Origin of the sequence: Lysobacter claricitrinus, assembly GCF_045866565.1 — a bacterium.
GTDB lineage: Bacteria > Pseudomonadota > Gammaproteobacteria > Xanthomonadales > Xanthomonadaceae > Cognatilysobacter > Cognatilysobacter claricitrinus.
This window is the reverse complement of record NZ_BAAFZV010000001.1, coordinates 575,880-598,969: the sequence shown is the minus strand read 5'-3', so window position 1 is coordinate 598,969 and position 23,090 is coordinate 575,880. Positions and strand designations below refer to the sequence as shown.

The 23,090-nt window shown below is 68.6% G+C and carries 14 protein-coding genes; 5 read left to right on the top strand and 9 right to left on the bottom strand.

What is annotated here, in order from left to right; all coding sequences use genetic code 11:
* Window positions 1-2: 2 nt before the first annotated feature.
* From ACKTTN_RS02575 to ACKTTN_RS02545, 7 genes are all read right to left on the bottom strand, one after another.
* Window positions 3-1,016: a cupin-like domain-containing protein gene (locus ACKTTN_RS02575; protein WP_407908308.1), complete on the bottom strand. Its 1,014-nt coding sequence runs from the start codon at window positions 1,014-1,016 to the stop codon at window positions 3-5.
* Window positions 1,000-1,707: a SapC family protein gene (locus ACKTTN_RS02570; protein WP_407908307.1), complete on the bottom strand. Its 708-nt coding sequence runs from the start codon at window positions 1,705-1,707 to the stop codon at window positions 1,000-1,002. The genes ACKTTN_RS02575 and ACKTTN_RS02570 overlap by 17 nt, the downstream gene beginning before the upstream one ends.
* 1 nt (window position 1,708) lies before the next feature.
* Window positions 1,709-3,259, bottom strand: coding sequence for a tryptophan halogenase family protein (locus ACKTTN_RS02565; protein ID WP_407908306.1), 1,551 nt, complete (start codon window positions 3,257-3,259; stop codon window positions 1,709-1,711).
* An 89-nt stretch (window positions 3,260-3,348) separates the two neighbouring features.
* Window positions 3,349-6,384: a TonB-dependent receptor gene (locus ACKTTN_RS02560; protein ID WP_407908305.1), complete on the bottom strand. Its 3,036-nt coding sequence runs from the start codon at window positions 6,382-6,384 to the stop codon at window positions 3,349-3,351.
* A gap of 163 nt (window positions 6,385-6,547) precedes the next feature.
* Window positions 6,548-9,085 (bottom strand): glycoside hydrolase family 3 protein, encoded by a 2,538-nt coding sequence (locus tag ACKTTN_RS02555; RefSeq protein WP_407908304.1) that lies wholly within the window; start codon window positions 9,083-9,085, stop codon window positions 6,548-6,550.
* A gap of 123 nt (window positions 9,086-9,208) precedes the next feature.
* Complete coding sequence (locus ACKTTN_RS02550) at window positions 9,209-10,510, bottom strand: glycoside hydrolase 5 family protein (protein WP_407908303.1); 1,302 nt, start codon at window positions 10,508-10,510, stop codon at window positions 9,209-9,211.
* On the bottom strand, window positions 10,494-11,780 hold the full coding sequence (locus ACKTTN_RS02545) for a sugar MFS transporter (protein WP_407908302.1): 1,287 nt from the start codon (window positions 11,778-11,780) through the stop codon (window positions 10,494-10,496). Before ACKTTN_RS02545 ends, ACKTTN_RS02550 begins: the two co-directional genes overlap by 17 nt.
* 217 nt (window positions 11,781-11,997) lie before the next feature.
* Here ACKTTN_RS02545 and ACKTTN_RS02540 point away from each other — a divergent pair, with 217 nt between their 5' ends.
* Window positions 11,998-13,014, top strand: coding sequence for a LacI family DNA-binding transcriptional regulator (locus ACKTTN_RS02540; protein WP_407908301.1), 1,017 nt, complete (start codon window positions 11,998-12,000; stop codon window positions 13,012-13,014).
* A 1-nt stretch (window position 13,015) separates the two neighbouring features.
* Here ACKTTN_RS02540 and ACKTTN_RS02535 read toward each other — a convergent pair whose 3' ends face one another.
* Both ACKTTN_RS02535 and ACKTTN_RS02530 read right to left on the bottom strand, forming a co-directional pair.
* Window positions 13,016-14,206: a BaiN/RdsA family NAD(P)/FAD-dependent oxidoreductase gene (locus ACKTTN_RS02535; RefSeq protein ID WP_407908300.1), complete on the bottom strand. Its 1,191-nt coding sequence runs from the start codon at window positions 14,204-14,206 to the stop codon at window positions 13,016-13,018.
* A gap of 139 nt (window positions 14,207-14,345) precedes the next feature.
* Window positions 14,346-16,733, bottom strand: coding sequence for a S9 family peptidase (locus tag ACKTTN_RS02530; protein WP_407908299.1), 2,388 nt, complete (start codon window positions 16,731-16,733; stop codon window positions 14,346-14,348).
* A 213-nt stretch (window positions 16,734-16,946) separates the two neighbouring features.
* On the opposite strand from ACKTTN_RS02530, the gene ACKTTN_RS02525 reads away from it, so the two are divergent.
* From ACKTTN_RS02525 to ACKTTN_RS02510, 4 genes are read left to right on the top strand one after another with little or no spacing between them, the layout of a single operon-like run.
* Window positions 16,947-18,365: a cytochrome ubiquinol oxidase subunit I gene (locus ACKTTN_RS02525; protein ID WP_407908298.1), complete on the top strand. Its 1,419-nt coding sequence runs from the start codon at window positions 16,947-16,949 to the stop codon at window positions 18,363-18,365.
* Window positions 18,362-19,378, top strand: a complete 1,017-nt coding sequence (gene cydB, locus ACKTTN_RS02520) for a cytochrome d ubiquinol oxidase subunit II (protein ID WP_407908297.1) — start codon at window positions 18,362-18,364, stop codon at window positions 19,376-19,378. Before ACKTTN_RS02525 ends, cydB begins: the two co-directional genes overlap by 4 nt.
* Window positions 19,379-19,422: 44 nt before the next feature.
* Complete coding sequence (locus tag ACKTTN_RS02515; RefSeq protein WP_407908296.1) at window positions 19,423-19,704, top strand: YcgL domain-containing protein; 282 nt, start codon at window positions 19,423-19,425, stop codon at window positions 19,702-19,704.
* The gene (locus ACKTTN_RS02510) at window positions 19,697-22,996 is read left to right on the top strand and encodes an ankyrin repeat domain-containing protein (RefSeq protein ID WP_407908295.1); all 3,300 of its coding nucleotides are present in this window, start codon (window positions 19,697-19,699) and stop codon (window positions 22,994-22,996) included. Before ACKTTN_RS02515 ends, ACKTTN_RS02510 begins: the two co-directional genes overlap by 8 nt.
* The last annotated feature ends 94 nt before the right edge of the window (window positions 22,997-23,090 follow it).

Below are 23,090 nucleotides of genomic sequence, written 5' to 3'. Positions count from 1 at the left end.
CCTCAGCGGTTCAGGCGTTTGAGCAGGCGTGCGCGCAGTTCGCGCGCCGTGGCGGCGTCGAGCGGCGCGAGCACGCGTCGTGCGGCCGGTGGGATGTGGTCGACCGTGTCCGCATCGGGTGCGAACACGTAGTGCTCGAAGATGTCGCGCCACGCATCGCGTTCGGTCGACGGCAGGTCGCGGATGGTCATCAGCGCAAGCATCAGCGCGTTCATCGGCGAGTCCATCCACGCCGGCGACCGCCGCCACCAGTAGTTGACCAGCACGTTGAACGTGTCGAGCGCTTCGATGTGGTGCCACCACAGGCTCGGGATGAACACCGCATCGCCCGCGTCGAGTTCGACGACGATGGCGTGTTCCAGCGCTTTGGCAAACCGCGGATAACTCGCGAGGTCCGGCGCGGCGAAGTCGACCAGGCTGATCGCCTGGCCCGCCGGGTTGAAGTCGATCGGACCGACGTAGAGATTCGCGAGCTGCTCCGGCGGAAACAGCGTGAAGCGACGACGACCGGCAGCGACGCAGGCGAGGTTGTCGGGCACGTCCTGGTGCGCGGCGATGCGCGTGCGGTTGCCGATCCAGATGCTCGCGAGCGGGTCGCGCGCGCCGAGATCGACATCGTTGTCGGCGCGGAGCGCGGGCAGCGCGGTGTCGATGGTGGTCGAGCCGACATACAGCGCGGGCGGCGACGCATCGTCGAGATGGCGCTGCATCGCATCGAGCATCGCCGCCAGCGGCGCGCGCTCGCGATGGAAATTGAACCCGCTGAGATCGTCGTTGTAGAAGAAGCGACCGTCGATCGCCGGCGGGCCGACCATCACGTCGACAATGGCACCGCGATCCTGCACGCGCAGGTAGTCGATCGCTTCGCCGGCGCCACGTCGTGCGGCCTGCACGAGCGGCCAGTCGCGTATCAGCCCGCGTAGAAGCACCGGCTGCTTCGACGTCAGTACGTCGTCCGGCAGGGCGCGCGGATCGGCGCCCGTCAGCGTGCGAATCGCTTCAGCGGTCGCGGCCATGGCGCGCGTTCATGCGATCGATCAGCGGCCGCAGCTGCGACAGCGAGGCCAGCACCATGTAGATCGACGCGAGGTGCCCTGCGGCGTGCAGCGAGACGATGGCCGCGGCGTCGAGCCGGGTCAGGCGCTCCTCGTGGATCGTGTAGTAGCCGGCAAGACGGTTCTGCGAGCCGTCATCGAGCTGCACGTCGAGCACGAAGGCTTCGAGCAGGTCGTGCGCGAGCAGCGCGTCGACGAACGCGCGCGTGGCCTGCAGGCCGTTGTGCAGCGCGAGCAGGGTGGAACTGACGCGTTCGAGGTAGTCGGTGGTGCCGCCATGTTCGCGGAACACCGCTTCGCCGGCGCGACCGACGCGCGGATGGTCGAGGTCGACGTGGATCACCGGCTCGCCGTTCGCGTTGCCGATCAGGAACGGCTGGCGCGCGATGCTGAGCGGCACGTAGGCGGCGTCCCATCGCTCGCCGTCGAGGAACAGGTTCTCGCCGTCGCGCAGGCCGAGCAGCGCGATCGGCTGGAACGTCGTACCGTCGGGCGTCTTCGCGAAGACGATCGGGTAGTGCGCCTGCACGTCGCGGAATTCGGCGGGGAACGTGAGCGCGAGCATCACGTCGTCGCCGAGCGCGGCGGCATGGCGCGTGTCGATGCGCAGGTCGGCGTGGTCGACGTTGTTGAGCAGCACAGGTCGGGGCATGTCAGATCCGGGGCAGCCCGTGCCGGGCGATGTGGTCGAGCAGGTCGCGGTGCATCGGCAGCGCGGCCAGCATGCGACGCGTGCGTTGCGCGGTGCCATCGACGAACGCGGCCGCACGCTCGGTGTCGGCGAAACGGCTGGGGCCGGCCGGTGGCGCGGGAACGAAACCCATGCCATAGAGGATGTACTGCCAGCTCGCCGACGGGAACACTTCGTCGACGCGGTCGAGGTCGTAGCGCGACGGCGAGTGGTGTTTCCAGATCGCGAGCAGTTCGGCGAGGCGGTCGGGCATCGACGCGGCATCGCGATGCGCGCGCCAGTAGTCGCCGTCGCGCCGGCTCAGCACGTAGTGCAGCTTCAGGAAGTCGATCACGCGACGCCAGCGGTGCGCGAACGCCGCGTTGAAGCGTGGCGCGAGCCGGTCCATGTCGGCGCGGGTGGCGGGCAGTCGGTCGGCGAGCATCGCCGCGGAGAGTTCGACGAGCGCGATCGCGGAGGCTTCCAGCGGTTCGATGAAGCCGGCCGACAGACCGATCGCGACGCAGTTGCGCGTCCACGGCCGCTCGCGCCAGCCCGGTTCGAACGCGAGCTGGCGCGGCTGCGGCGTATCGACGCCAGGCGCAGTGCGCGCGATGTAGGCGTGGAACGCCTCCGCGGCGGTCGCGTCGTCGACATGCGCGCTTGAATACACGTAGCCGATGCCGCGGCGCGTGGGCAGGCCGATATCCCAGATCCAGCCGTCGCGCTGCGCGGTGGAGATCGTCTGCGACGCGATCGGTGCGTCCGCATGCGCGTACGGCACCTGCAGGGCGAGGGCGCGGTCGTTGAACAGCACGTCGCGAAGCGGCACGGCCGGCACGCCGAGGCGCTGGCCCAGCAGCATCGACTGGAAGCCGCTGCAGTCGACGAACAGGTCGGCGTCGAGCCGGCCCTGCACGCGCAACCGCAGCGCGGCGATGTCGCCGTCCTCGTGCATCTCGACATCGAGCACGTGGTCGGCCACATGCTGCACACCGAGCTTTTCGACGCAGTGCCGTCGCAGGAACACCGCGAATTTGCCGGCGTCGAGGTGGTAGGCGTAGTTGGCGACCGCCGCGTATTCCGGCGTCGCCGCCTGCTTGGGCGCGCGGCCATGCAGGCACAGGTGCGGCTGCGCGCAGACCCATTCGGCGAACGGCGTCTGCGGCGCGAGCGCGCGCCATGCGGTGGCGAGGTCGACCTCGCCATGCCCGTCCGGTAGCGAAAACGGATGGAAGTAGCGCTCACCGTCGCCACCGTGCACCCAGCCGTCGAAACGCGAACCCTGCTTGAACGAGGCGTCGCATTCGCGGATGAAATCCGCTTCCGACACCCCGATGCGGTGCAGCGTGTCGCGGATGGTCGGCCACGTGCCTTCGCCGACGCCGATGATCGGAACGTCGGGCGATTCCACCACGCTGACGCGCAGGCCGCCCGGGCGATCGGCGCGATGTTCGGCCGCGAGCACGCCGGCGGTCAGCCACCCGGCGGTGCCACCACCCACGATCACGATGTGCCGAACCGGTCGATCCAAGCGCGAAACTCCCCTGAGCCGCCGAGACTACCGCTGACGAAAAAGCCGCTGCAATCGCAGCGGCCCTTCGTGCAGCGAAAACCGCGGGATCAGAACTTGTAGCGCACGCCGAGCATGTAGCGCGGACCGCCCTGCGACAACGCCTCGATCTGGTTCTCGTGGCGGCTGTGCGTGCGCTGCGTCTCGTTGGTCAGGTTGATGCCTTCGAACGAGAACGACAGGTTGTCGTTGTACATGTAGGTGACGTTGAGGTCGAACTGGCCATAGGGCTCGACGTAGATCGGGTTCGGTCCGTTGCCGTCGAACACGCTGGCGAGGAATTGGTCGCGCCAGTTGTAGGCCGCGCGGATCGACCACGCGTTCTTCTCGTAGAAGCCGACGACGTTGGCGGTATCGCTGAGGCCGATCAACGCGAACTGCTGGCCGATGACGAAGTTGTCGTAGGTCAGGCCGGAGTCGACGATGGTGTAGTTCGCCGACAGGCCGAAACCGCTCTCGCCGAACATGTGCTGGATGTTGAACTCCCAGCCGTCGATCGCCGACGAGCCCTGGTTGCTCGGCACGGTGATGCGGAACTGCGCGATCGGGTCGTTCGGCTGGCCGACGATGGTGCCGGTGCGTTCGCCGGTGGCGCTGGAGACGCCCGTGCGCGTCACACCGGGTTGGCCGTTGAAGTTGTCGAAGATGTAGTTGCGGATGCACACCACGTCGCTGGCGGGGCAGCCGCCCGCGCCAATCGCGGCGTTCCAGTACGCGCCGCCCACCGGCGTGTGCAGGTCGAACGGCGTGTCGACGATCTGCGTGGTGCCAACGTAGTTGTCGATGTTCTTGCGGAAGTAGCCGACCGACATGTAGCTCGACGGGCCGTAGTACCACTCGAACGACAGGTCGAAGTTCTCCGACAGCAGCGGCTTGAGCGCGGGATTGCCCTGCGTGCCGGTGCCGCCGTCGACGCGGACCAGGTTGTCGAGCGTCTGCCCGCCCTGGATCTGCGACCACAACGGCCGGCCCAGCGTGCGGCCATAGCTGCCGCGCAGCTTCATGGTCGGCGTGACGTCGAGGCTGAGGTCGAGGTTGGGCAGCACGTAGTTGTACTTGCCGATGAGGCTGGTGAACGTGGAGCCGCCGCTGAGCACGGTGAGCTCGTTCGCCGACCCCCACGAAATGCCGGTGCGCTCCGGGACGCGCGCTTCGGATTCGACACGCGTGCTCTCGTAGCGCACGCCGGCGGCGACGTTGAGCGGCATCGAGAAGTCGTAGGTATTGCTCCACTCCAGGTAGGCGCTCCGCGACGTCTCGGTGGTGCGCCGATCGGTGGTGAAGTCGTTCGACGCGCGGTAGTCCGCCGCGCTGTGGCCGGCCGCCACCCACGCCTGCTCGGCGAGGTTGCGCACGGTGTCGAAATCCCACACGAAGAACGCGTCGGTGAAGTTGGGATTGTTCGCGCCGGAGAACTGGTCGAAGTAGTTGCCCATGTGGTCGAGGTGCCAGACCTCGTCCGGGTAGTCGGCCGCGCTGGTCGCACCGCCCCAGGTATCGAGCTGCACGTTCGAGAACGCAGATCGGTTCTTCACTTCGGTCGATGCCACGCCGAAGTTGAGCTTGGAATAGTTCTCGAACGAGAAATCACCCGACAGCTGCAGCTGGTCGACTTCCGCCTTCTGGTACGAGTTGCGGAAGCTCGAACCGGTGACCAGCATCTGCGCCGGATCGACCGTGGCCTGGCCCGGCGGCAGCTGGATGTTGAGGATCGGGAACTCGCCGGAGAAGTCGGCGGTGGTGGTGCCGCGGAAGAACCCCGCGGTGCCGAGCACGCCACTCGAGCCCCACGGGCTGTCCGACCCGGTGGTCGCGGTCGAGTTGTGCCAGTCCAGCGCGAAGTTGAGGCGGTCGGTCGCCTTCCACGCCACGTTGAGACCGAGCGACTTGTTCTCGCTCTTGGTCTTGTTCAGCGCACCGCCCATCGCGTAATCGCTGTTGGCGGGGTTGATGATCTCGGAATAGATGTTCGGCGCGGCGACCGGGCCATCGGTCCACGAACTCGACGACGGACCGAAGTTGAACCACACCGACATCTCGTTGCGGCGGCGCTCGAACTTGTTCTGCGAGTACGTGTAGTCGAGGGTGGCGGTGACGTCGTCGGTCGGCGCCCATTGCAGCACCAGCTGGCCGTTGGTGCGCTCGCGATGCACGCCGTTGACGTTGAAGTTGAGGTTCTGCGGCACCGAGTAGATGTCGTTCGGGCCCGGACGGTTGACGATGCGTTCGGAGCCCGGCTGGCCTTCCTGCGGGATCGTGCCCCAGTTGTTCTCGTCGCCGTGGAAGGTCTTCCAACCGTTGCCGACGTTGACCGAGCTGAAGCCGTAGTCGCGCTCCTGGTAGCTGCCGCTCAGGCCGATGCCGAAGCGCCCGTCGGCGAACGTCGTGCTATAGATGCCGGCCAGCTCGGGGGTGACCTTGTTCAGGTCGTAGCTGTCGGGCACGTTGTCGGCCGAGGTGTCCCACACGCCTTTGACGCCGATGCTCGCGCGCGTGTCGCCGTGGTTGTCGAACGGCCGCGCGGTCTTGATGTTGATGGTCGCGCCGATGCCGCCGACCGGCGTGCTCGCGCGGCTGGTCTTGAATACTTCGACCGCGCTCACCGCTTCCGATGCGATGTTGGCGAAGTCGAACGAACGCGAGTCGGGGGCACTCGCGTCCTCGAGGTTGGAGCCCGGCATCTGCCGGCCATTGAGCAGCACCAGGTTGAAGTCCGGGCCGACGCCGCGCACGGTGACCTTCGAGCCTTCGCCGTCCTTGCGGTCGATCGACACGCCGCTGATGCGCTGCATCGATTCGGCGAGGTTGGTGTCGGGGAACTTGCCGATGTCCTCGGCGACGATGCCGTCGACCACGCCCTGCGCATTGCGCTTGAGGTTCATCGACGACGTCAGGCTGCCGCGGATGCCCTTGACCACCACGGTGTCGAGTTCGCGTGCGGTCGGGTCCTGACCCGCAGGCGTGGTGGTCGCAGTCGTGCCCGTCGTCGACGTCGCCTGCTGTGCGACCGCGGGACCCGCGAGTGCGAACAGCACGGCGGCGGTGAGCAGGCTCTGTTGCGGTCGGTACTGCGCGGACTTCTTCATGAAACCCCCTGAAGCGCACTGCATATGGATGGGCCCGACGACCGGCCGTGGTGCGTCGGATTGCACGCGGACATGACAGCGTTGTCAAACGGAAGGCGACAGCCGGTCGGATGACGCGGGAAACACTGGAAAAACCCGGGAAAACCGTGTTGCGGTGCAGCGCTCAGTGCATGTTGCACTGCACCGCGTGGTCGGCCTGGGTGTCGAGTTCGATCTGCGAGAACACGATGTCCAGGCCCGCATCGGCGGTGACATGGAAGACGTCGTCGACCTTCGTGAGGTCGGCGCCGCCACGCGCGAAGCACACCAGTGGCACCGCGACGCGCGTCCAGCGCCCGGTCGGAATCTCGGCGAGGGTGGCGGTCAATGGCACATGGCCGCCCCCCATCGCGATGTCGACGTCGCCACGCGCGGGCGTGTCGATGCGCAGCGTCGTCACCAGCGACGCGCCGGCCATCGCCTCGCGCGAGAGGTCGATCGGTGCGTCGGCCTTCAACGACACTTCGGCCGGGCCACGCCATTGCAGGCGACGCGCGTCTTCCTGCGCGTAGTGGTCGGTCGCGCTCACGGCGAGCCCGCGCACGAGATCGCGCGAGGGCAGCGTTCGGACGTTCTTCGCCTCGCCGTCCTTGTCGGCGATGCGCAACGTCCAGCCCGGCGTGACCTTGCCGCGTTCGAAGAACACCGCGGGATCGGCGTCGGCGTTGCCGAGGCCGGATTCCTCCGACAACACGCCGACCTTGCGCGGCGCGGCGTAGCTCAGCCCGTACCCGAGCGCGAACTGCGGGTCATACCCCGGCTGGCCGGCATTGAGCGGCGTCTGCACCGCAGTGCGCGGCCACGAGAACGACAGGCGACCGCTGAAGTCATGGCGCGGCTGGCCCGACGCATCGGCGAACAGCACGTCGGCGACGCCCGCGCCTTCGGAGCCCGGCAACCACGCGGCGACGAACGCATCCGACGCGTTGATCTCGCGATTCATCCACAACGGACGACCCGACAGGAATACGGCGACCACCGGAATGCCGGCGGCCTTGAACCGGCGCAGCATCTCGAGGTCGTGCCCGCGACCGTGGCGGAACGCGAGGCTCGGGATATCGCCGAGAAACTCCGCATACGGGTCCTCGCCGAACACGACGATCGCGACGGCGGGTTTCGTCGTGTACGCGCCGTCCACCGACAGCTGCGCATGTCCGCCCGCGCTCGCGGTGGTGGCGCGAATGCCGTCCCAGATCGATTCGGCGTTCGGGAAATCCGCGCGTTCGGTGCCGCTGCCCTGCCAGCTCAGCGTCCAGCCGCCGGACTGCTTGCCGACGTCGTCCGCGCCGTCGCCGGCGACCAGCACGTTCGCGTTCGGCTTGATCGGCAACACGACGCCGTCGTTTTTCAGCAGCACCAGCGACTTGCGCACGGCTTCGCGCGCGAGCGCACGATGCGCGTCGCTGCCGAGTTGTTCGAAGTGTCCGCCAAGCACGCGCTGCGACGGCTTCGGCGCATCGAACAGGCCCATCCGCAGCTTGACGCGCAGGATGCGTGCGACGGCGTCGTCGAGACGCTGCATCGGGATCGTGCCGTCGCGCACCTGCTTGACGGTGGTGTCGTACAGGCCCTTCCAGCTGTCGGGCGCCATGTACATGTCGACGCCCGCGAGCAGCGCGGTCGGGCAGTTGGTCGGCGTGCAGCCCGGTACGTCGGCGTGGCCGTTCCAGTCGCCGACCACGAATCCGTCGAAGCCCATGCGCTGCTTGAGCACGTCGGTGAGCAGCGTGCGGTTGCCGTGCATCTTCGCGCCGTTCCAGCTCGAGAACGACGCCATCACCGTCTGCGTGCCCGCTTTCAGCGCGGCGATGTGGCCCGCGCCGTGGACGTCGCGCAGTTCCTGTTCGGATACGCGCGTATCGCCCTTGTCCTTGCCCTCGAACGTGCCGCCGTCGCCGATGTAGTGCTTGGACGATGCGACGACGTGGCGTGCGTCGAGAAAGTCCTTGGTGCCGACGCCACCCTGCAGGCCCTCGACCACCGCGGTCGCATAGCGCGACACCAGCGCCGGATCTTCCGAATAGCCTTCGTACGTGCGGCCCCAGCGATCGTCGCGCGGCACGGTGACGGTGGGCGCGAATGTCCATTCGAAACCGGTCGCACGCAGTTCTTCGGCGGTCGCCCGCGCGATGCGGCGCACCAGCGCGGGGTCGTTCATCGCGCCCAGCGCGATGTTGTGCGGAAACAGCGTCGCGCCGACCACGTTGTTGTGGCCATGCACGGCGTCGATGCCGAGCAGCACGGGAATGCCGTGGCCGCCTTTCGTCGTGTCGACCGAGGCGTCGTGCAGCGCATCGGCGAGCGCCAGCCAGTCCTTCGCCGGTGCGTTGTACTTCGCGCCCGGGTCGGAATTGCCACCGCCGAGCACCGAGCCGAGGTGGTACGTGCGGACGTCGTCCGGCGTGAGGCTGCCGAGGTCGCCCTGGATCACCTGGCCGACCTTCTCCTCCACGCTCATCGACCCGAGCAGTTCGCGGATGCGCGCTTCGATGCGTGCATCGCGCGGCACGGGCGAGGTCATCTTCGGCCAGAGGTCGGGATGCGCGACGGCGGATGCTGCAGCGGCCGACTGCGCGGTCGCGCTGCCGATGCCCGATACCGCGACGGCAAGCGATGCCGCGAGGAGGAGGCGGCGCGGGGCACGGGACGGAAATGACGGCATGTGGAACTCCGAAGCGGCGTGCAGTGGCGCGTCGGCCCGGTTGGCCTGACAGCGTTGTCAGTCGAAGCGTGAAGGCGACCGGCGGCACGTGCACGCTGCACTGCCGCATGACCGCGCGCGGTGTCAGTCGGGCGTGCGTGCTTCGACGCGGAACGGCGTATTCGCGTAGCCGGCGTGGCCGCGGCCGTCGCGCACTTCCAGGAACAGGCGGTAATTGCCCGGGTGCGTCGGCGCGACGAAGCGCGCGGTACCGGCGTCGACGGGCTGCGCATCGATGTCGATCGCGGTCGGCCGTGCTTCGGGATCGCCGCCGGTCGAGGTGGCGCGGCTTTCCTCGAGCACGTACCAGCGCGCCTGTGTGCGGTCGCCGTCGGGTTCGTCGACGTTCGCATGCGCGGCATGCGATGTGCCCGGTGCGAGCACGACGCCGCTCGATGCCACGCGGCCATCGATCGTCAAGGTCGCGACCAGCGGCGCACGGTTCGTGGGCGCGCGACCGGTCCATGCCGCCTGCAGAGCGTCGACCGCCGGCGTCGATTCGCCCGAGTCGAGAAACAGCCCGTACCACGTCGGCGTGCGTTCCTGCTTCGCGCCCCACAGGAACACGAACGAACCGAGGCGTTGCGGATCGTCGGGCGCGATCTCCTGCAGGTAGCGATCGCGCAGCAGCGTCGCCTTGCCGGCGCTGTCGTCCTCGATCGGCGCGCCCCACGGCGTAGCGGGGCTTTCCCAGTGCCCGGTCGGTCCCCATTCGGTGACGACGTAAGGCCCGGTCCAGCCTGATTGGCGGATCTTCGCGTCGAGCCCGGCGATGTCGGCATAGAGCTGCACGCCGATGAGGTCGAGCTGCGGTGCGCGGGCCTTCACCTGCGCGACGACGGCGGGATCGATGCCCGCGAGCGTGGTCATCACCGGATGGTTCGGGTCGACCGCGTGGATCGCGGCCGCCATGCGATTCACCGCATCCCACACGCGCGGGTTCTTCGCATCGAGGTTGAGCTCGTTGCCGACGATCCACATCAGCAGCGCTGGTTTGTCGCGATAACGCAATGCCTCGTCGCGGATGCGATCGACTTCGCGCGACACAGCGGCGTCATCGTCGAAATCGAAACCGTGGCGCTCGCTTTCCACCTCGAGCCCGAGCGCGACATGCAGGCCGTTTCGATGCGCGCGATCGAGCATCGCGTCCGCATCGTCGCCGGGACGCCAGGTGCGGAACGCATTGCCGCCGCGTTCGCGCAGCGCTTCATGGTTGCCGTCCTGCAGGCCGGCGCCACGGATCACGAACGGACGGCCGTCGACCTGCAGGTGGTAGGCACCGGCCGCGTCGTGCGTGATGCGCACGACCGACGGCGCGGCGACCGTCGGTAACGCGATCGCCGCAACGAACGCCGCGGCGACCAGCGCGTCAGTCCGCGTACTCATAAAGCCGCGCGTACTTCAGCCCGAAGAACAGGATGAACGCGTAGCAGGCGATCGGCAGGAAGAACGACGGCTGCAGGCCGACGCGATCGGCCAGTGCGCCCTGCAGGAACGGCACGATCGCGCCGCCGACGATCGCCATGCACAGCACGCCCGACCCCTTGCCGGTGAGATCGCCGAGGCGATGCAACGCCATGCTGAAGATGGTCGGGAACATGATCGAGTTGAACAGTCCGACGCCGATGATCGCCGCCATCGCCAGCGTGCCGCTGCCGAGCGTCGCGGTGAGCACCAGCAGCATCGACATCGCGGCGTTGAAGCCCAGCGCGATGCCCGGCCGCACATGGCGCATCGCGGCGAAGCCGATGAAACGCCCGACCATCGCCAGGCCCCAGTAGTAGCTGACGTACTTCGCTGCATCCGCCGCCGGCAGGCTGCCGATACGCGGCTCGCCGAGGAAGTTGACCAGCAGCGAACCGATGCTCACTTCAGCGCCCACGTACAGGAAGATCGCGACGGCGCCGAGCACGAGATGGCGATGGCGGAGGATCGATGCGGACGGCGTGCCGGGCAGCGTGTCGTCGTGCGCGATGCGCGGCAGTCGCACGATCGCGAACACCACGGCGAGCAACGCGAGCGCCGCGGCTAGGCCGAGGTATGGACCCTGTACGGTCGCGGCTTCCGTGCTGCGATAAAGCGCGCGCGCCGAGTCGTCCATCGCCGCGATGCGTTCGGGCGTCAGCGCTTGCGCGCCGGCGAGTATCAGCGCACCGCCGAAGTACGGGCCGACCGTCGTGCCGAGCGAGTTGAACGCCTGCGTGAGCGTGAGCCGGCTCGACGCGGTGCGCGGATCGCCGAGCACGGTGACATAGGGATTCGCCGCAACCTGCAGGATGGTGATGCCCGACGCGAGGACGAAGAACGCGACCAGGAACAGCGCGTAGCCGCTGCGTGCCGCGGGGAAGAACAGCAGGCAACCGGTCGCCGCGATGGCGAGGCCGGTGACCACGCCGCGCTGGTAACCGATGCGGCGGATCAACGCGCCGGCCGGCAGCGATACCAGGAAGTACGCGCCGAAGAAGCAGAACTGCACCAGCATCGACTGGGTGTAGTTGAGCGTATAGATCGACTTGAGGTGCGGGATCAGCACGTCGTTGAGCGACGTCAGCAATCCCCACATGAAGAACAGCACGGTGACGATCACCAGCGGACGCGTGGTGTCCGCGGGCGCGTCGGTGGTCGAGACGGGCGATGCAGCCGAGTACGAAGCCATTGACACGGTCTCCAGCGGAGGGTCGGCCGGAGTCTGCCGCAAACTTTGGCCGGATGATAGCGCTGTCAATTTTTCGGGTAGGATCGGCGGCGTCCGGGGAATCGCCATTCCGGAATGCCGTGCCGGGCTGCCCGGAAGGGGCCATTACACTGTGCCGCGCCGCGTCGCCTGCCAACCAGGGCAGCGCCGGCCGAACGCAGGCCGATGGGAGCGATCAATGGTGTCGAGAGTACGCATCGAAGACGTCGCCGAGGCCGCCCAGGTCTCGATGAAGACCGTCTCGCGCGTGCTCAACCGCGAGCCGAACGTGCGCGAGGAGACCCGCGATCGCGTGCTCGAAGCGGTGAAGCGCCTCAACTACATCCCGCACTTCTCGGCGCGCAGCCTCGCCGGCAGTAAGTCGTTCCTGGTCGCGCTGCTCTACAACAACCCGTCCGACAACTACCTGATGGGCGTGATGTCGGGCGCGCTCGCCGCCTGCGAGCAGAACGACTACGCGATGCTGCTGTGCCCGGTCGAGACCGACGTGCCGGCATTGCTGGAACGCGTCGAAGGCCTGGTGCGACGCTCGCAACCCGACGGCCTGGTGCTGACGCCGCCGATCACCGACATCCCCGAACTGCGCGCGCGCCTCGCGGAAATGCAGATTCCGGTCGCGTGCATTTCGCCGAAGGATCGCGCCGGCAGCATCGGCGTCGGCATGGACGAGACGCAGGCGGCCTGCGACATGGTCCAGCACCTCGCATCGCTCGGGCATCGCCGCATCGCACACATTTCCGGCCATGTCGCGCACGGCGCGACCGGCTGGCGCATCGCCGGCTACAGGCTCGGGCTGCAGCGCGCGGGGCTCGACATCGACGAATCGCTGCTGATGCCGGGCGAGTTCTCGTTCGAATCCGGTGCACGCGCCGCACGCGAGCTGCTCGCGCAGAAGCGCCGCCCTACCGCGATCTTCGCCGCCAATGACGACATGGCCGCAGGCGTGATTTCGGTCGCGCTGGAGCAGGGGCTGCGCGTTCCGGAAGATCTCTCCGTCTGCGGCTTCGACGACACGCCGATGTCGACGCAGATCTTTCCGCCGCTCACCACCGTGCACCAGCCGACGCACGAAATGGGCCGGCTTGCGACGCTGGAATTGCTGGCCGCGGTGCAGACGCCGGGCAGCGGCCGCATGCTGCATGTGCCGTACACGCTGTGCGTGCGGCGTTCGAGCGGCGTCGCGCCGCGTCGCTGACTCAGTCCGTGCAGACGGCGCGACCGCAGGCGTCGCCCGCGGCCCAGGCCCACTGGAAGTTGTAGCCGCCGAGCCAGCCGGTCACGTCGACGACTTCGCCGATGAAGTACAGGCCGGGCACGCGCCTGGATTCCATCGTCGTCGACGACAACTCGTTGGTATCGACACCGCCGAGCGTGACTTCCGCGGTTCGATAGCCCTCGGTCCCGCTGGCGACGATCGGAAAGCGCTGCAGCAGCGTGGCGGCGTCGCGCAGCTGCGGCGGCGTGAGCTGCTTGATCGGGCGATCGGGCAGCCACACATCGCAGAGCCTTTGCGCGAAACGTTTCGGGAGCACCTCCGAAAGAATGGTGTGCAGCATCGCGTCAGGCCGCGCGTGGCGTTGCGAGGTCAGGAACTCATGCGCATCGTGCTGGGGCAACAGGTCGACGAGCAGTTCGTCGCCCGGCTGCCAGTACGACGAGATCTGCAGGATCGACGGACCGCTCAGGCCTCGATGCGTGATCAGCATCTGGTTGCTGAAGCTGGCGCCGTTCGCTTCCACGGTGACCGGGAATGCAACGCCGCTGAGGTCGGCCAACCGCTCCTGGTGCGTGCCGCTCAACGTCAGCGGTACGAGACCTGCGCGCGTAGGCAGCACGGTGTGGCCGAATGTTCGCGCGAGCTCATAACCGAAACCGCTCGCGCCCATGCTCGGGATCGACAGGCCGCCACTGGCGACGACCAGCGCTCGCGCACGTACGATGTCGGCCGTCGTGTGCACGCGGAAGTCGCGGTCGCCTTCGTGCTCGATGCGTTCGACGCTGCAATTCGTCCGCACGCGCGCGCCGGCCGCGTCGCACTCGTCCATCAGCATCTTTACGATGAGCTTGGACGACTCGTCGCAGAACAGCTGACCGAGTTCCTTCTCGTGGTAGGCGATGCGATGGCGCTCGACCAGCTCGATGAAATGCCATGGCGTGTAACGCGCCAGCGCGGACTTGCAGAAGTGCGGATTGCCCGACAGGTAGTTCGCGGGCGTCGTGCCGGTGTTCGTGAAATTGCAGCGCCCGCCACCGGACATCAGGATCTTCTTGCCAACGCGGTTCGCGTGCTCGATGACCTGCACGCGCAGGCCGCGGCGCGCGGCGGTGAACGCGCACATGAGGCCGGCGGCACCGCCACCGATGATCAGGACATCGACGTCTTGCATGGGATCCGTAGGCTGAAGCGATCGCCGGATCTGGCCGACGAATAGCGTGTCGCCATTATCGCCGCGAACCGATCACGGGACGCGGAAACGAAGACGCCGCCCGGAGGCGGCGTCCTGCATCAGGCGTTCGCGACCTTTATTATTTGCCGAGCGACTGCGCGAACAGTTCGCGGATGCGGCGGTACTCGTCGTACCACGAGTCCGCGTGCACGAAGCCGTGGCGTTCGAGCGGATACGGCGCCAGCGTCCACTTGTCCTTGTGCAGTTCGATGAGCTTCTGCGTGAGCATCACCGAATCGCGGAAGAACACGTTGTCGTCGATCATGCCGTGCGCGATCAACAGGTTGTCCTTGAGGCCGGCGGCGTATTCGATCGGCGAGCTCGTCGCGTACGCCTCGGGATCGAGTTCCGGCGTGTTGAGGATGTTCGACGTGTACTCGTGGTTGTACTGCGACCAGTCGGTGACCGGGCGCAGGGCGGCGCCGGCCTTGAACGTGCCGGGCTCGCGGAACAGCGCCATCAGCGTCATGAAACCGCCGTAGCTGCCGCCGTACAGACCGGCGTGGTCGCGATCCGCATGGCGGTTGGCGACCGCCCAGTCGAGCGCGTCGAGATGGTCGTCGAGCTCCGGATGCCCCATGTCGCGGTAGATCGCCGTGCGCCAGTCGCGGCCGTAACCGCTGGATGCGCGGTAATCGATGTCGAGCACCACGTAGCCCGAATCCACCAGCAGGTTGTTGAACATCTGCTCGCGGAAGTAATTCGGATAGCGCGCGTGCACGTTCTGCAGGTAACCGGCGCCGTGGATGAAGAACACGATCGGATACGCCTTGCCAGCCTCGTAGTTCTTCGGGCCGTAGAACTTGCCCCAGATCGTGCCGGCGCCGTGCTTGCTCGGGATCTGCACGATCTCGGGCTTGATGAAATCGATGCCCTTGAACTGCGCGGACCGCGTGTCGGTGAGTTCACGCGCGGCGCCGCCTTTGGCGTCGACCACCGCGAGCTGCGGCGGCAGGTAGCTCGACGAATGCCGCACCAGCAGCTTCGATTCGTCCGGCGACAGCGCGAAGTCCTCGACGCCGTCGAGGCTCGTCACCTCGCGCACGTCGCCGCCGTTCGCATCGACCGCACAGACTTCGTAGTCGCCCGGCCAGCTGCGGTTACATTCGAAGTAGAAGCGCCGGCCGTCGCGCGTGAGGTGCGGCGACGACACTTCCCACTTGCCCGAGGTCAGCGCGCGCGACGTGCCCGCCGCGTCGCTGACATACAGATGCGAGTAACCCGACTTCTCCGACAGGAACCACAGGCGGTTGCGGCCGTTCGCGCCGGGCATCCAGCCGAAGTCGTTGAAGGCCCAGTTGATCCACGCGCCGTCGGTGAGGCGGTCGCGCGTGACCAGCTTTTTCGCGCTCAGGTCGACCTGCGCGATCCAGCGATCCTTGTTGTCGACCGCGCGCACGAGCACCGCTGCGTCGCGGCCGTCGTCGCTCCAGTGGATGGCCGGGCCGGTGCCGTCCCCGTCGGTTTCGATGCGCACGTCGCGCGCGCCGTCGAGCGGCTTCTTGCCGGCCTTCTTGCGCAGCTCGGCGAGCGGATCGGCCTTGATGCCGGGCAGGTCGTCGAACTTGAGCGGCGTGACGGTGCCGGTCGCGGTTTCGACCAGCCACAGCGAATGCGCGGCCGGTGCGTTGCGGCCGACGCGGGTGCGCGCTTCCTCGGTTTCCTCGTAGCCCGATTCGGTGACGTACTTCGGCAGCTTGCTTTGCTGGCCGAGGTTGGCGTCCTTCGGATACGTCACCGCAAGCAGCCAGCGGCCGTCGGGCGACAACGCGCTGTCCACCAGTTCGACATCCTTGCCGAGATAGGCGGTCGGCGGCGCGGCGGTGGGGTCGGCGGCGCGCCAGGTCTTGTCCTGCGCCTTCGCGGCCTCGCGCTTCTCGCGGTCGGTGCGCAGGGTGTCGATCAGGCGCAGCTGGCGCGTGCGCAGGTCGTCGTCCTTCTTCGCCTTGTCGGGGTCGTCCTCGGTCTTGAGCGCGGACGCCTGCGCGACGCCGATGCCGGCGCGCCAGGCGAACCAGTCGTTGCCGGCGCGGAAAACCAGCTGGCCCTGCGGCCCCCATTGCGGACGCGATTCCTCGGCGTCGGTGCGCGTGACCTGGGTCAGCGCGCCGGTCTTGAGATCGCGCACGAAAATGTCGCCGCCGCGCGAGAACGCCATGCGCGTGCCGGACGCGTCGACGGTCTGGTCGTCGCCGTCGATGGCCGCGCGATCCGCGCCGTCGAGCCTGGCCGCCGCGCCGCCCGCGATCGGCTGCCGGAACGTGTCGCGGATGGTCGCGCCGGTGCGTTTCTGGTTGAAGTAGGCGTTCTGGCCGTCCCACGACCACCACGCCTGTTCCACCGCATTGCCGATCCAGTCCGGGTCGGCCATCGCCTGGTCGAGGGTGATGCGCGGGGCGGACTGCGCGTGGGCGAGCGGGGCAAGGCCCGCGAGAACGAGGGCGGTGACGAGGCTGCTGCGACGCATGGAAGGTCCGGTCGTACGAAGTCGGCGGAGCGTAGCAGCCGCTGGCGCGGGGCGGCTGTGGCGTCGGTCATCGCCGGCGTGCGCCGTTTCACGCCTTGCGCGACGCGGCCGACGCGCCCGGCGGCAGGCTCGACCGTCGCTGGCCTGCACCGTCGCTGCGGCGCACAATACGCGGGCGAATAGACGACCAACGATCGACGGGAAGGGCCCTCGATGGATGCATTGCTGCTCTCGCGAATCCAGTTCGGGTTCGTGATCTCGTTCCACATCATGTTTCCCGCATTCACGATCGGCCTGGCCAGCTGGCTGGCGTTCTGCGAATGGCGATGGCTGAGGACGCGCGACAGCGTCTGGCGCGACATCTACTTCTTCTGGCTGCGCATCTTCGCCATCAGCTTCGGCATGGGCGTGGTGAGCGGCATCGTCATGAGTTTCCAGTTCGGTACGAACTGGGCCGTGCTCAGCGAGAAGGCCGGCAACATCCTCGGCCCGTTGATGACGTACGAGGTGCTGACCGCCTTCTTCCTCGAGGCCACCTTCCTCGGCGTGATGCTGTTCGGCGCGCGCAAGGTGCCGGAAAAACTGCACTTCTTCGCGACCTGCATGGTCGCGCTCGGCACGCTGGTGTCGACGTTCTGGATCATCTCCGCCAACAGCTGGATGCACACGCCGGCCGGTTACACGGTCACGCAAGCCGGCGTCTTCGAGCCTGCCGACTGGTGGGCGATCATCTTCAACCCGTCGTTCCCGTACCGGCTCGCGCACATGGTGCTCGCCGCGTTCATCACGACGTGCTTCGTGATTGGTGGCGTGAGCGCCGGTTACCTGTGGCGGCGCGAGCACGTCGACGCCGCGCGCAAGATGCTGAAGATGGCGGTGCTGTTCGCCGCGATCACGGTGCCCACGCAGATCTTCGTCGGCGACCTGCATGGCCTCGAGGTCCACAAGTACCAGCCGACCAAGCTCGCCGCGATCGAAGCGCACTGGGAGCAGGGCGCGCCCGGCGCCGGCGTGCCGCTGGTGCTGTTCGCGCTGCCGGATCCGCAGGCCGAACGCAACGACTACGAGGTCGCATTGCCGCGCGTGGGGTCGCTGGTGCTGACGCACAGCTGGGACGGCGAGATCACGCCGCTCAAGGCGGTGCCGCGCGATGAGCGACCGCCGATCGCGCCGGTGTTCTTTTCGTTCCGCGTGATGGTCGGGCTCGGCGTGGCGATGCTCGCGCTTGCGTGGCTGTCGGCGCTGCAACTGCGTCGCGGTCGGTTGTTCGACACGCGATGGCTGATCAACGGCTGGCGATGGATGACGTTCGCCGGTTTCGTCGCGCTGCTGACGGGCTGGTACGTCGCCGAGATCGGCCGCCAGCCCTGGGTCGTCTACGGCCTGCTGCGCACCGCCAACGCGGTCAGCCCGATGCTGACCACGGGCGAAGTCATCGCGTCCATTGCCGCGTTCATCAGCGTCTACGCGATCGTGTTCGGCGCGGGCATCTGGTACATCCGCAAGCTCGTGCGCGTCGGGCCGGTGCCGCACGACCCGGGGCCGGATGCCGAGCACGGCGACCGCAGCCCCAAGCGGCCGCTGTCGGTGGATTCGGTCGACGAAGGCGCCGCGCGCGAGGTGCGCCCGTGACCGCCGCGACCGTGCTGCCGGTGCTGTGGTTCGGCGTGATCGGTTTCGGCGTGCTGATGTACGTGCTGCTCGACGGCTTCGTACTCGGGCTGGGCGTGCTCGCCCCGTTCGCGCGCGACGAGGACGAGCTCGACCACATGATGAACACGGCCGCGCCGATCTGGGACGGCAACGAGACCTGGCTGGTGCTCGGCGGCGCGGGCCTGCTCGCGGCATTCCCGAAGGCGTATGCGGTGATGCTGTCGGCGCTGTACCTGCCGGTGCTGCTGATGCTGATCGCGCTGATCTTCCGGGGCGTCGCCTTCGAGTTCCGCTTCAAGGCCACGCGTGCAAAGCGCTTCTGGGGCGCGGCGTTCGGGCTGGGTTCGACCTTCGCCGCGTTCGCCCAGGGCGTGATCCTCGGCGCGATCGTCGAAGGCATTCCGCTCGACGCGGGCCACTACCTCGGCGGCACGTTCGGCTGGTTCAGCCCGTTCTCGATGCTGACCGGCGTCGCCGTGGTGTTCGGCTACGCGCTGCTCGGCAGCACGTGGCTCATCCTCAAGACGGAAGGTCCGCTGCAGCGACTGGCGCGGCACATGGCGCGGCCGCTGGTGCTGGTGGTGGTCGCGTTCATGGGCCTGGTCAGCGCGTGGCTGCCGTTCCTGAGCTCGCGGATCATGGCGCGCTGGTTCGAAGGCGGCCACTTCTGGTGGCTCGCACCGGTGCCATTGCTCGCGCTGGTCAACGCCGCCTGGCTGTGGCGCGCGGCGCTGCGCGAAGGTCGCGACGCCGCCCCGTTCGTGCTCACGCTCAGCTTCTTCCTGCTCGGCTTCGTCGGGTTGGTGCTCGGCGTGTGGCCGCACATCCTTCCGCCCTCGCTGACGATCTGGAACGCGGCGTCGCCGCCGTCGTCGCAGGGGTTCGTGATGGTCGGCATGGCCGTGCTGCTGCCGGCGATCCTCGGCTACACGTGGTGGTCTTACCGCGTGTTCGCCGGCAAAGTCGCCGCCGACAGCGGCTATCACCACTAGTCCGCGGGTATGCTGTAGCGACGCCCGCCACGAGCGTTGCCGTCATGCACGCCCACGTCTACAAGAGCCTGCGAAAGGCCGACACCTACGTCTATCTCGCGCAGCGCGATGGTTTCGACGCGCTGCCCGAAGGCGTGCGCGCGCAACTCGGTGCGCTTGAGTACGTGCTCGAAGTCGAGCTGTCGCCCGAGCGCCGTCTCGCGCGCGCCGACGCGGCGCAGGTGCGCGAAGCGCTCGACTCGCGCGGCTTCTTCCTGCAGATGCCGCCGCCGCCGAACGCCGCGGCCTATGACGCGGGCGAGTACTACCGGAGCCGCGATGCCTGATCGCGGCTCTTTGCACGGGCGCGCGATCGCGCTCCTCGCCGCGTCGGTCGTGGCCGCGGCGATCGCGGCACTGCCGTCGCCGGCGACCGCAGTCGGCGTGTTGCTCGCGCAGCCGCTCGCAGCGCTCGGGCTGTCGGCATGGCGCGGGCGTGCGGTCGAGCCGCGTCGCCACGCGTCGGTCGTGCTCGGCCTGTGGACGTTGGCGGCGATCGGCGTCGGTGTGCTGCTGTCATGGCCGCTGATGGCGTTGCTGCGCAGCGGTTCGCTTCCCGCGACGATCGCGCTGAGCCTCGCGGTCGGCATCGCGCTGCTGGTGGTCTGGCCGACGTGGACGCTGTGGAGCGGCGTCGAACGCGACGGCGACTGGCGCGAACATCTCGATGCGATGGCCGACAGCGATCGCACCGCATGGCGTGGTCTCGGCGTCGCGGCTGCGGTCGTTGCCGTCGCCGCGTCGGTGACCGTGTTGGCGTGGCCGGGCCTGTTGACGGGCATGTCGCGCATCGCGGTCGCTGCAGCCGTCGCGCTGCTTGGGCCCGCGTTGCATGCGCTGATCGCGCGTGTCGACGCGCCGGCACGCGACACCGAACGCGTGCAACCCGAGCGCAGCGAGAACGTCGTGTCCATCGAGGCGGCGCGCGCTGAAACCGCCGTGGTCGCACCCGCGGCGCCGGTGGTCGATCCGCAGGTGATGCTGCGCGAGCTGTATGACGCCGCACGCGGTGGCCGTGTCGAGCGTGCCCTCGCACTGATCGACGCCGGGGTCGACGTCACCGCACCGCCGCCCGCAGGCGAACGTGACCAGCGCGCGCTACCCGTGCTCGCCGCGGTGCTGCCCGACCTGCGCCTGCTGCGCGCACTGATCGCCAAGGGCATCGACCTCAACGCGCTGCATGCGGGCATGACGCCGCTGCTCGCCGCCACGCGCGACAGCTGGCACGGCCGGCCGGAAGCGGTGATGACGCTGTTGTCCAACGGTGCCGATCCGCGCCTGCGCGATGCCGACGGCAACACCGCGCTGCATTTCGCCGCGCGCAGCACCGATCCCGGCGTCGCCGCATTGCTGCGCGATGCCGCGGCGGAACTCGAGGTCGTCAATTCCGAAGGCCTGTCGCCGCTCGGCATGGCCTGCGCCGCCGGCAACTGGCGCGTCGCGCGTTTCCTGCTCGAGCGCGGCGCGCGCCCGGAACCGCCGGGCGGGCAACCCGCATTGCTCGCCGCCGCCGGCGCGGAAGACGACGACCCGGCCGGCGTGCAGCTGCTGCTCAAGCACAAGGCGCGCGTCGACGCGCGCGATCGCTCCGGCCGCACCGCGCTGCACGTCGCCGCGCATGCCGGGCACATGGAAATCGTGATCGCGCTGCTCGAAGCCGGGGCTGACGCGGCGCTCGCCGACGCGCAGGGCCGCACGCCGATCATGGAAGCCGTGCGCGGCGGGCAACTCGAAGTCGCCGACGAACTGCTGCGCCAGCTGCCGGATGGCGGCGCGGCGCAGGCGTCGCGCGTGGACGCGGACGGTCGCGGCCTGCTGTCGCTCGCCTGCGATTCCGAACGTGCGACGCCGGAACTGATCACCCATCTGCTCGAACTCGGCGCCGATCCCGCGCAGGTCGACAAGCAGGGCAAGCGCCCGGTCGACCGCGCCGCGGAAGCGGGGCGCTGGGCACTGGTCGCCGCGCTCGATGCGGGCTATCGCCTGCCCGCGGCGCTCCGTGAGGATGACGACACCCCGCTGCCCGATCGCACGCCCATGGCGCTGCTGCGCGAAGGCCTGCGCGAACATGGCGACGGTCTCGACAACGTTGCGCGATTGATGTCGCCGGCCGATCTCGGTTCGCTGCTGCACGACGACGAGATCGTCGCGGATCCGGCCAACGTCGCATGGCTGCTCGCGCGCGGCGCCGATCCCTACGTGCGCGACGGTCAGGGCCAGACGCCACTGTTCGTGTTGCTCGGTCGCGGTCCCGCCGCGCATCCCGCGTTGCGTCGCCTGCTCGATGCCGGCGTGTCGCCGACCGGGCGCGGCGGCCTTGCGCGTTTCCTCGCCGCATGCGTTGCCGGCGACGCCGCGTGCGCGCGCATGGCGCTTGAGTTGTTCGAGCGCGGCGCCGATCCGTTCGGTCCATCGCGCGGCGGCGATCCGTCGATCACGCTCGCGGTGCGCATGGGCGGTGTCGCGTTGGTTGAGCGCCTTCTGCAGGCCGGTGTCGGTCTGGATGCACGCGACAGTCGCGGCATGAGCGCGCTGCACCTCGCCGCGGCGCTCGGCCGTGTCGATCTCGTCAAGTTGCTGGTCGCGCACGGCGCGTGCACCGAACTGCGCGCGACCGACGGGCAGACGCCGCTCGGCGTCGCGCTTGCCGCGGGCCGTCGCGACATCGCCGACTGGCTGGACTGGCGCGGCTGGCCGCTGCCGCGGCGTCCGCTGCGCGCGCTCGACGTGCCGGCGGCCGCGATGGCCGGCGATGACGATGCAGTGCGTCGCCTGCTCGACCTCGGCATGGCGGTCGACGCGGTCGATCGCCAGGGCTGCAGCGCGTTGCTGCGTGCGGCCGGCGGTGGTCATCGCGCCGTCGTCGAATTGCTGCTGCAACGCGGTGCCGATCCGGGCCTTGCTGCGCAGTCGGGCGCGACCGCGTTGTCGGCGGCGGTGTCGATGCGCCACCTCGACATCGTCGACCGGCTGGTCGCGTCGGGCGTGTCGCTCGAACAGCGCCTGCCGGGCGATCTCACCGTGCTGATGGTGGCGAGCGCGCTCGGCCTGCCGGATCTCGTCATGCGCCTGATTTCGGCGGGCGCCGACGTGCATGCGGTCGACAACCAGGGCCGCAACGCGTTGCACTGCGCCGCGCTCTACGCCTTCACCTCACGCGAGCGTGCGCGCGTCGCGGCGCTGCTCGATGCGCTGGTGCTCGCCGGTGTCGAGCCGGACGAATCGGCGAACGGCGTCACGCCACTTCTGCTGTTGCTCGGCGCGCGCGCCGAACCCGGCACGGCGACCGACGAGGACGTGCTGCTGACCGCGCTCGAACAGTTCCTCGCGCAGGACGTGAAGCTCGATGCCCGCGACGCGCGCGGCTTCGGCCCGCTGCATCTGGCGGCTTTGCACGGCTTGCCGCGCATCGTGCAGCGCCTCATCAAGGCCGGCGCCGATCCGCAACTGCGTGACTCGCTCAACCGCACGCCGCGCGAGATCGCGCTGATGCGCGGCTTCGTCGACATCGCGGCGGAGTTCGCGCCGACGGCGTCGCAGCGTGATGTCTCCATGGCGCGGTTCCTGCGCGATCGCTGAATCGGCCCTGCCGTTGGTCACGTCGACCACCGACACGCGGACGCGTGACGACCGCTTGCTAGCGTTGCGTATCGCCACCCTGCTGGCTGCGCGA

Bases quoted from the DNA above. Each gene is read 5' to 3' on its own strand.
- ACKTTN_RS02575 (WP_407908308.1), bottom strand. From the start codon at position 1,016: ATGGCCGCGACCGCTGAAGCGATTCGCACGCTGACGGGCGCCGATCCG.
- ACKTTN_RS02570 (WP_407908307.1), bottom strand. From the start codon at position 1,707: ATGCCCCGACCTGTGCTGCTCAACAACGTCGACCACGCCGACCTGCGC.
- ACKTTN_RS02560 (WP_407908305.1), bottom strand. From the start codon at position 6,384: ATGAAGAAGTCCGCGCAGTACCGACCGCAACAGAGCCTGCTCACCGCC.
- ACKTTN_RS02555 (WP_407908304.1), bottom strand. From the start codon at position 9,085: ATGCCGTCATTTCCGTCCCGTGCCCCGCGCCGCCTCCTCCTCGCGGCA.
- ACKTTN_RS02550 (WP_407908303.1), bottom strand. From the start codon at position 10,510: ATGAGTACGCGGACTGACGCGCTGGTCGCCGCGGCGTTCGTTGCGGCG.
- ACKTTN_RS02545 (WP_407908302.1), bottom strand. From the start codon at position 11,780: ATGGCTTCGTACTCGGCTGCATCGCCCGTCTCGACCACCGACGCGCCC.
- ACKTTN_RS02540 (WP_407908301.1), top strand. From the start codon at position 11,998: ATGGTGTCGAGAGTACGCATCGAAGACGTCGCCGAGGCCGCCCAGGTC.
- ACKTTN_RS02535 (WP_407908300.1), bottom strand. From the start codon at position 14,206: ATGCAAGACGTCGATGTCCTGATCATCGGTGGCGGTGCCGCCGGCCTC.
- ACKTTN_RS02530 (WP_407908299.1), bottom strand. From the start codon at position 16,733: ATGCGTCGCAGCAGCCTCGTCACCGCCCTCGTTCTCGCGGGCCTTGCC.
- ACKTTN_RS02525 (WP_407908298.1), top strand. From the start codon at position 16,947: ATGGATGCATTGCTGCTCTCGCGAATCCAGTTCGGGTTCGTGATCTCG.
- ACKTTN_RS02515 (WP_407908296.1), top strand. From the start codon at position 19,423: ATGCACGCCCACGTCTACAAGAGCCTGCGAAAGGCCGACACCTACGTC.
- ACKTTN_RS02510 (WP_407908295.1), top strand. From the start codon at position 19,697: ATGCCTGATCGCGGCTCTTTGCACGGGCGCGCGATCGCGCTCCTCGCC.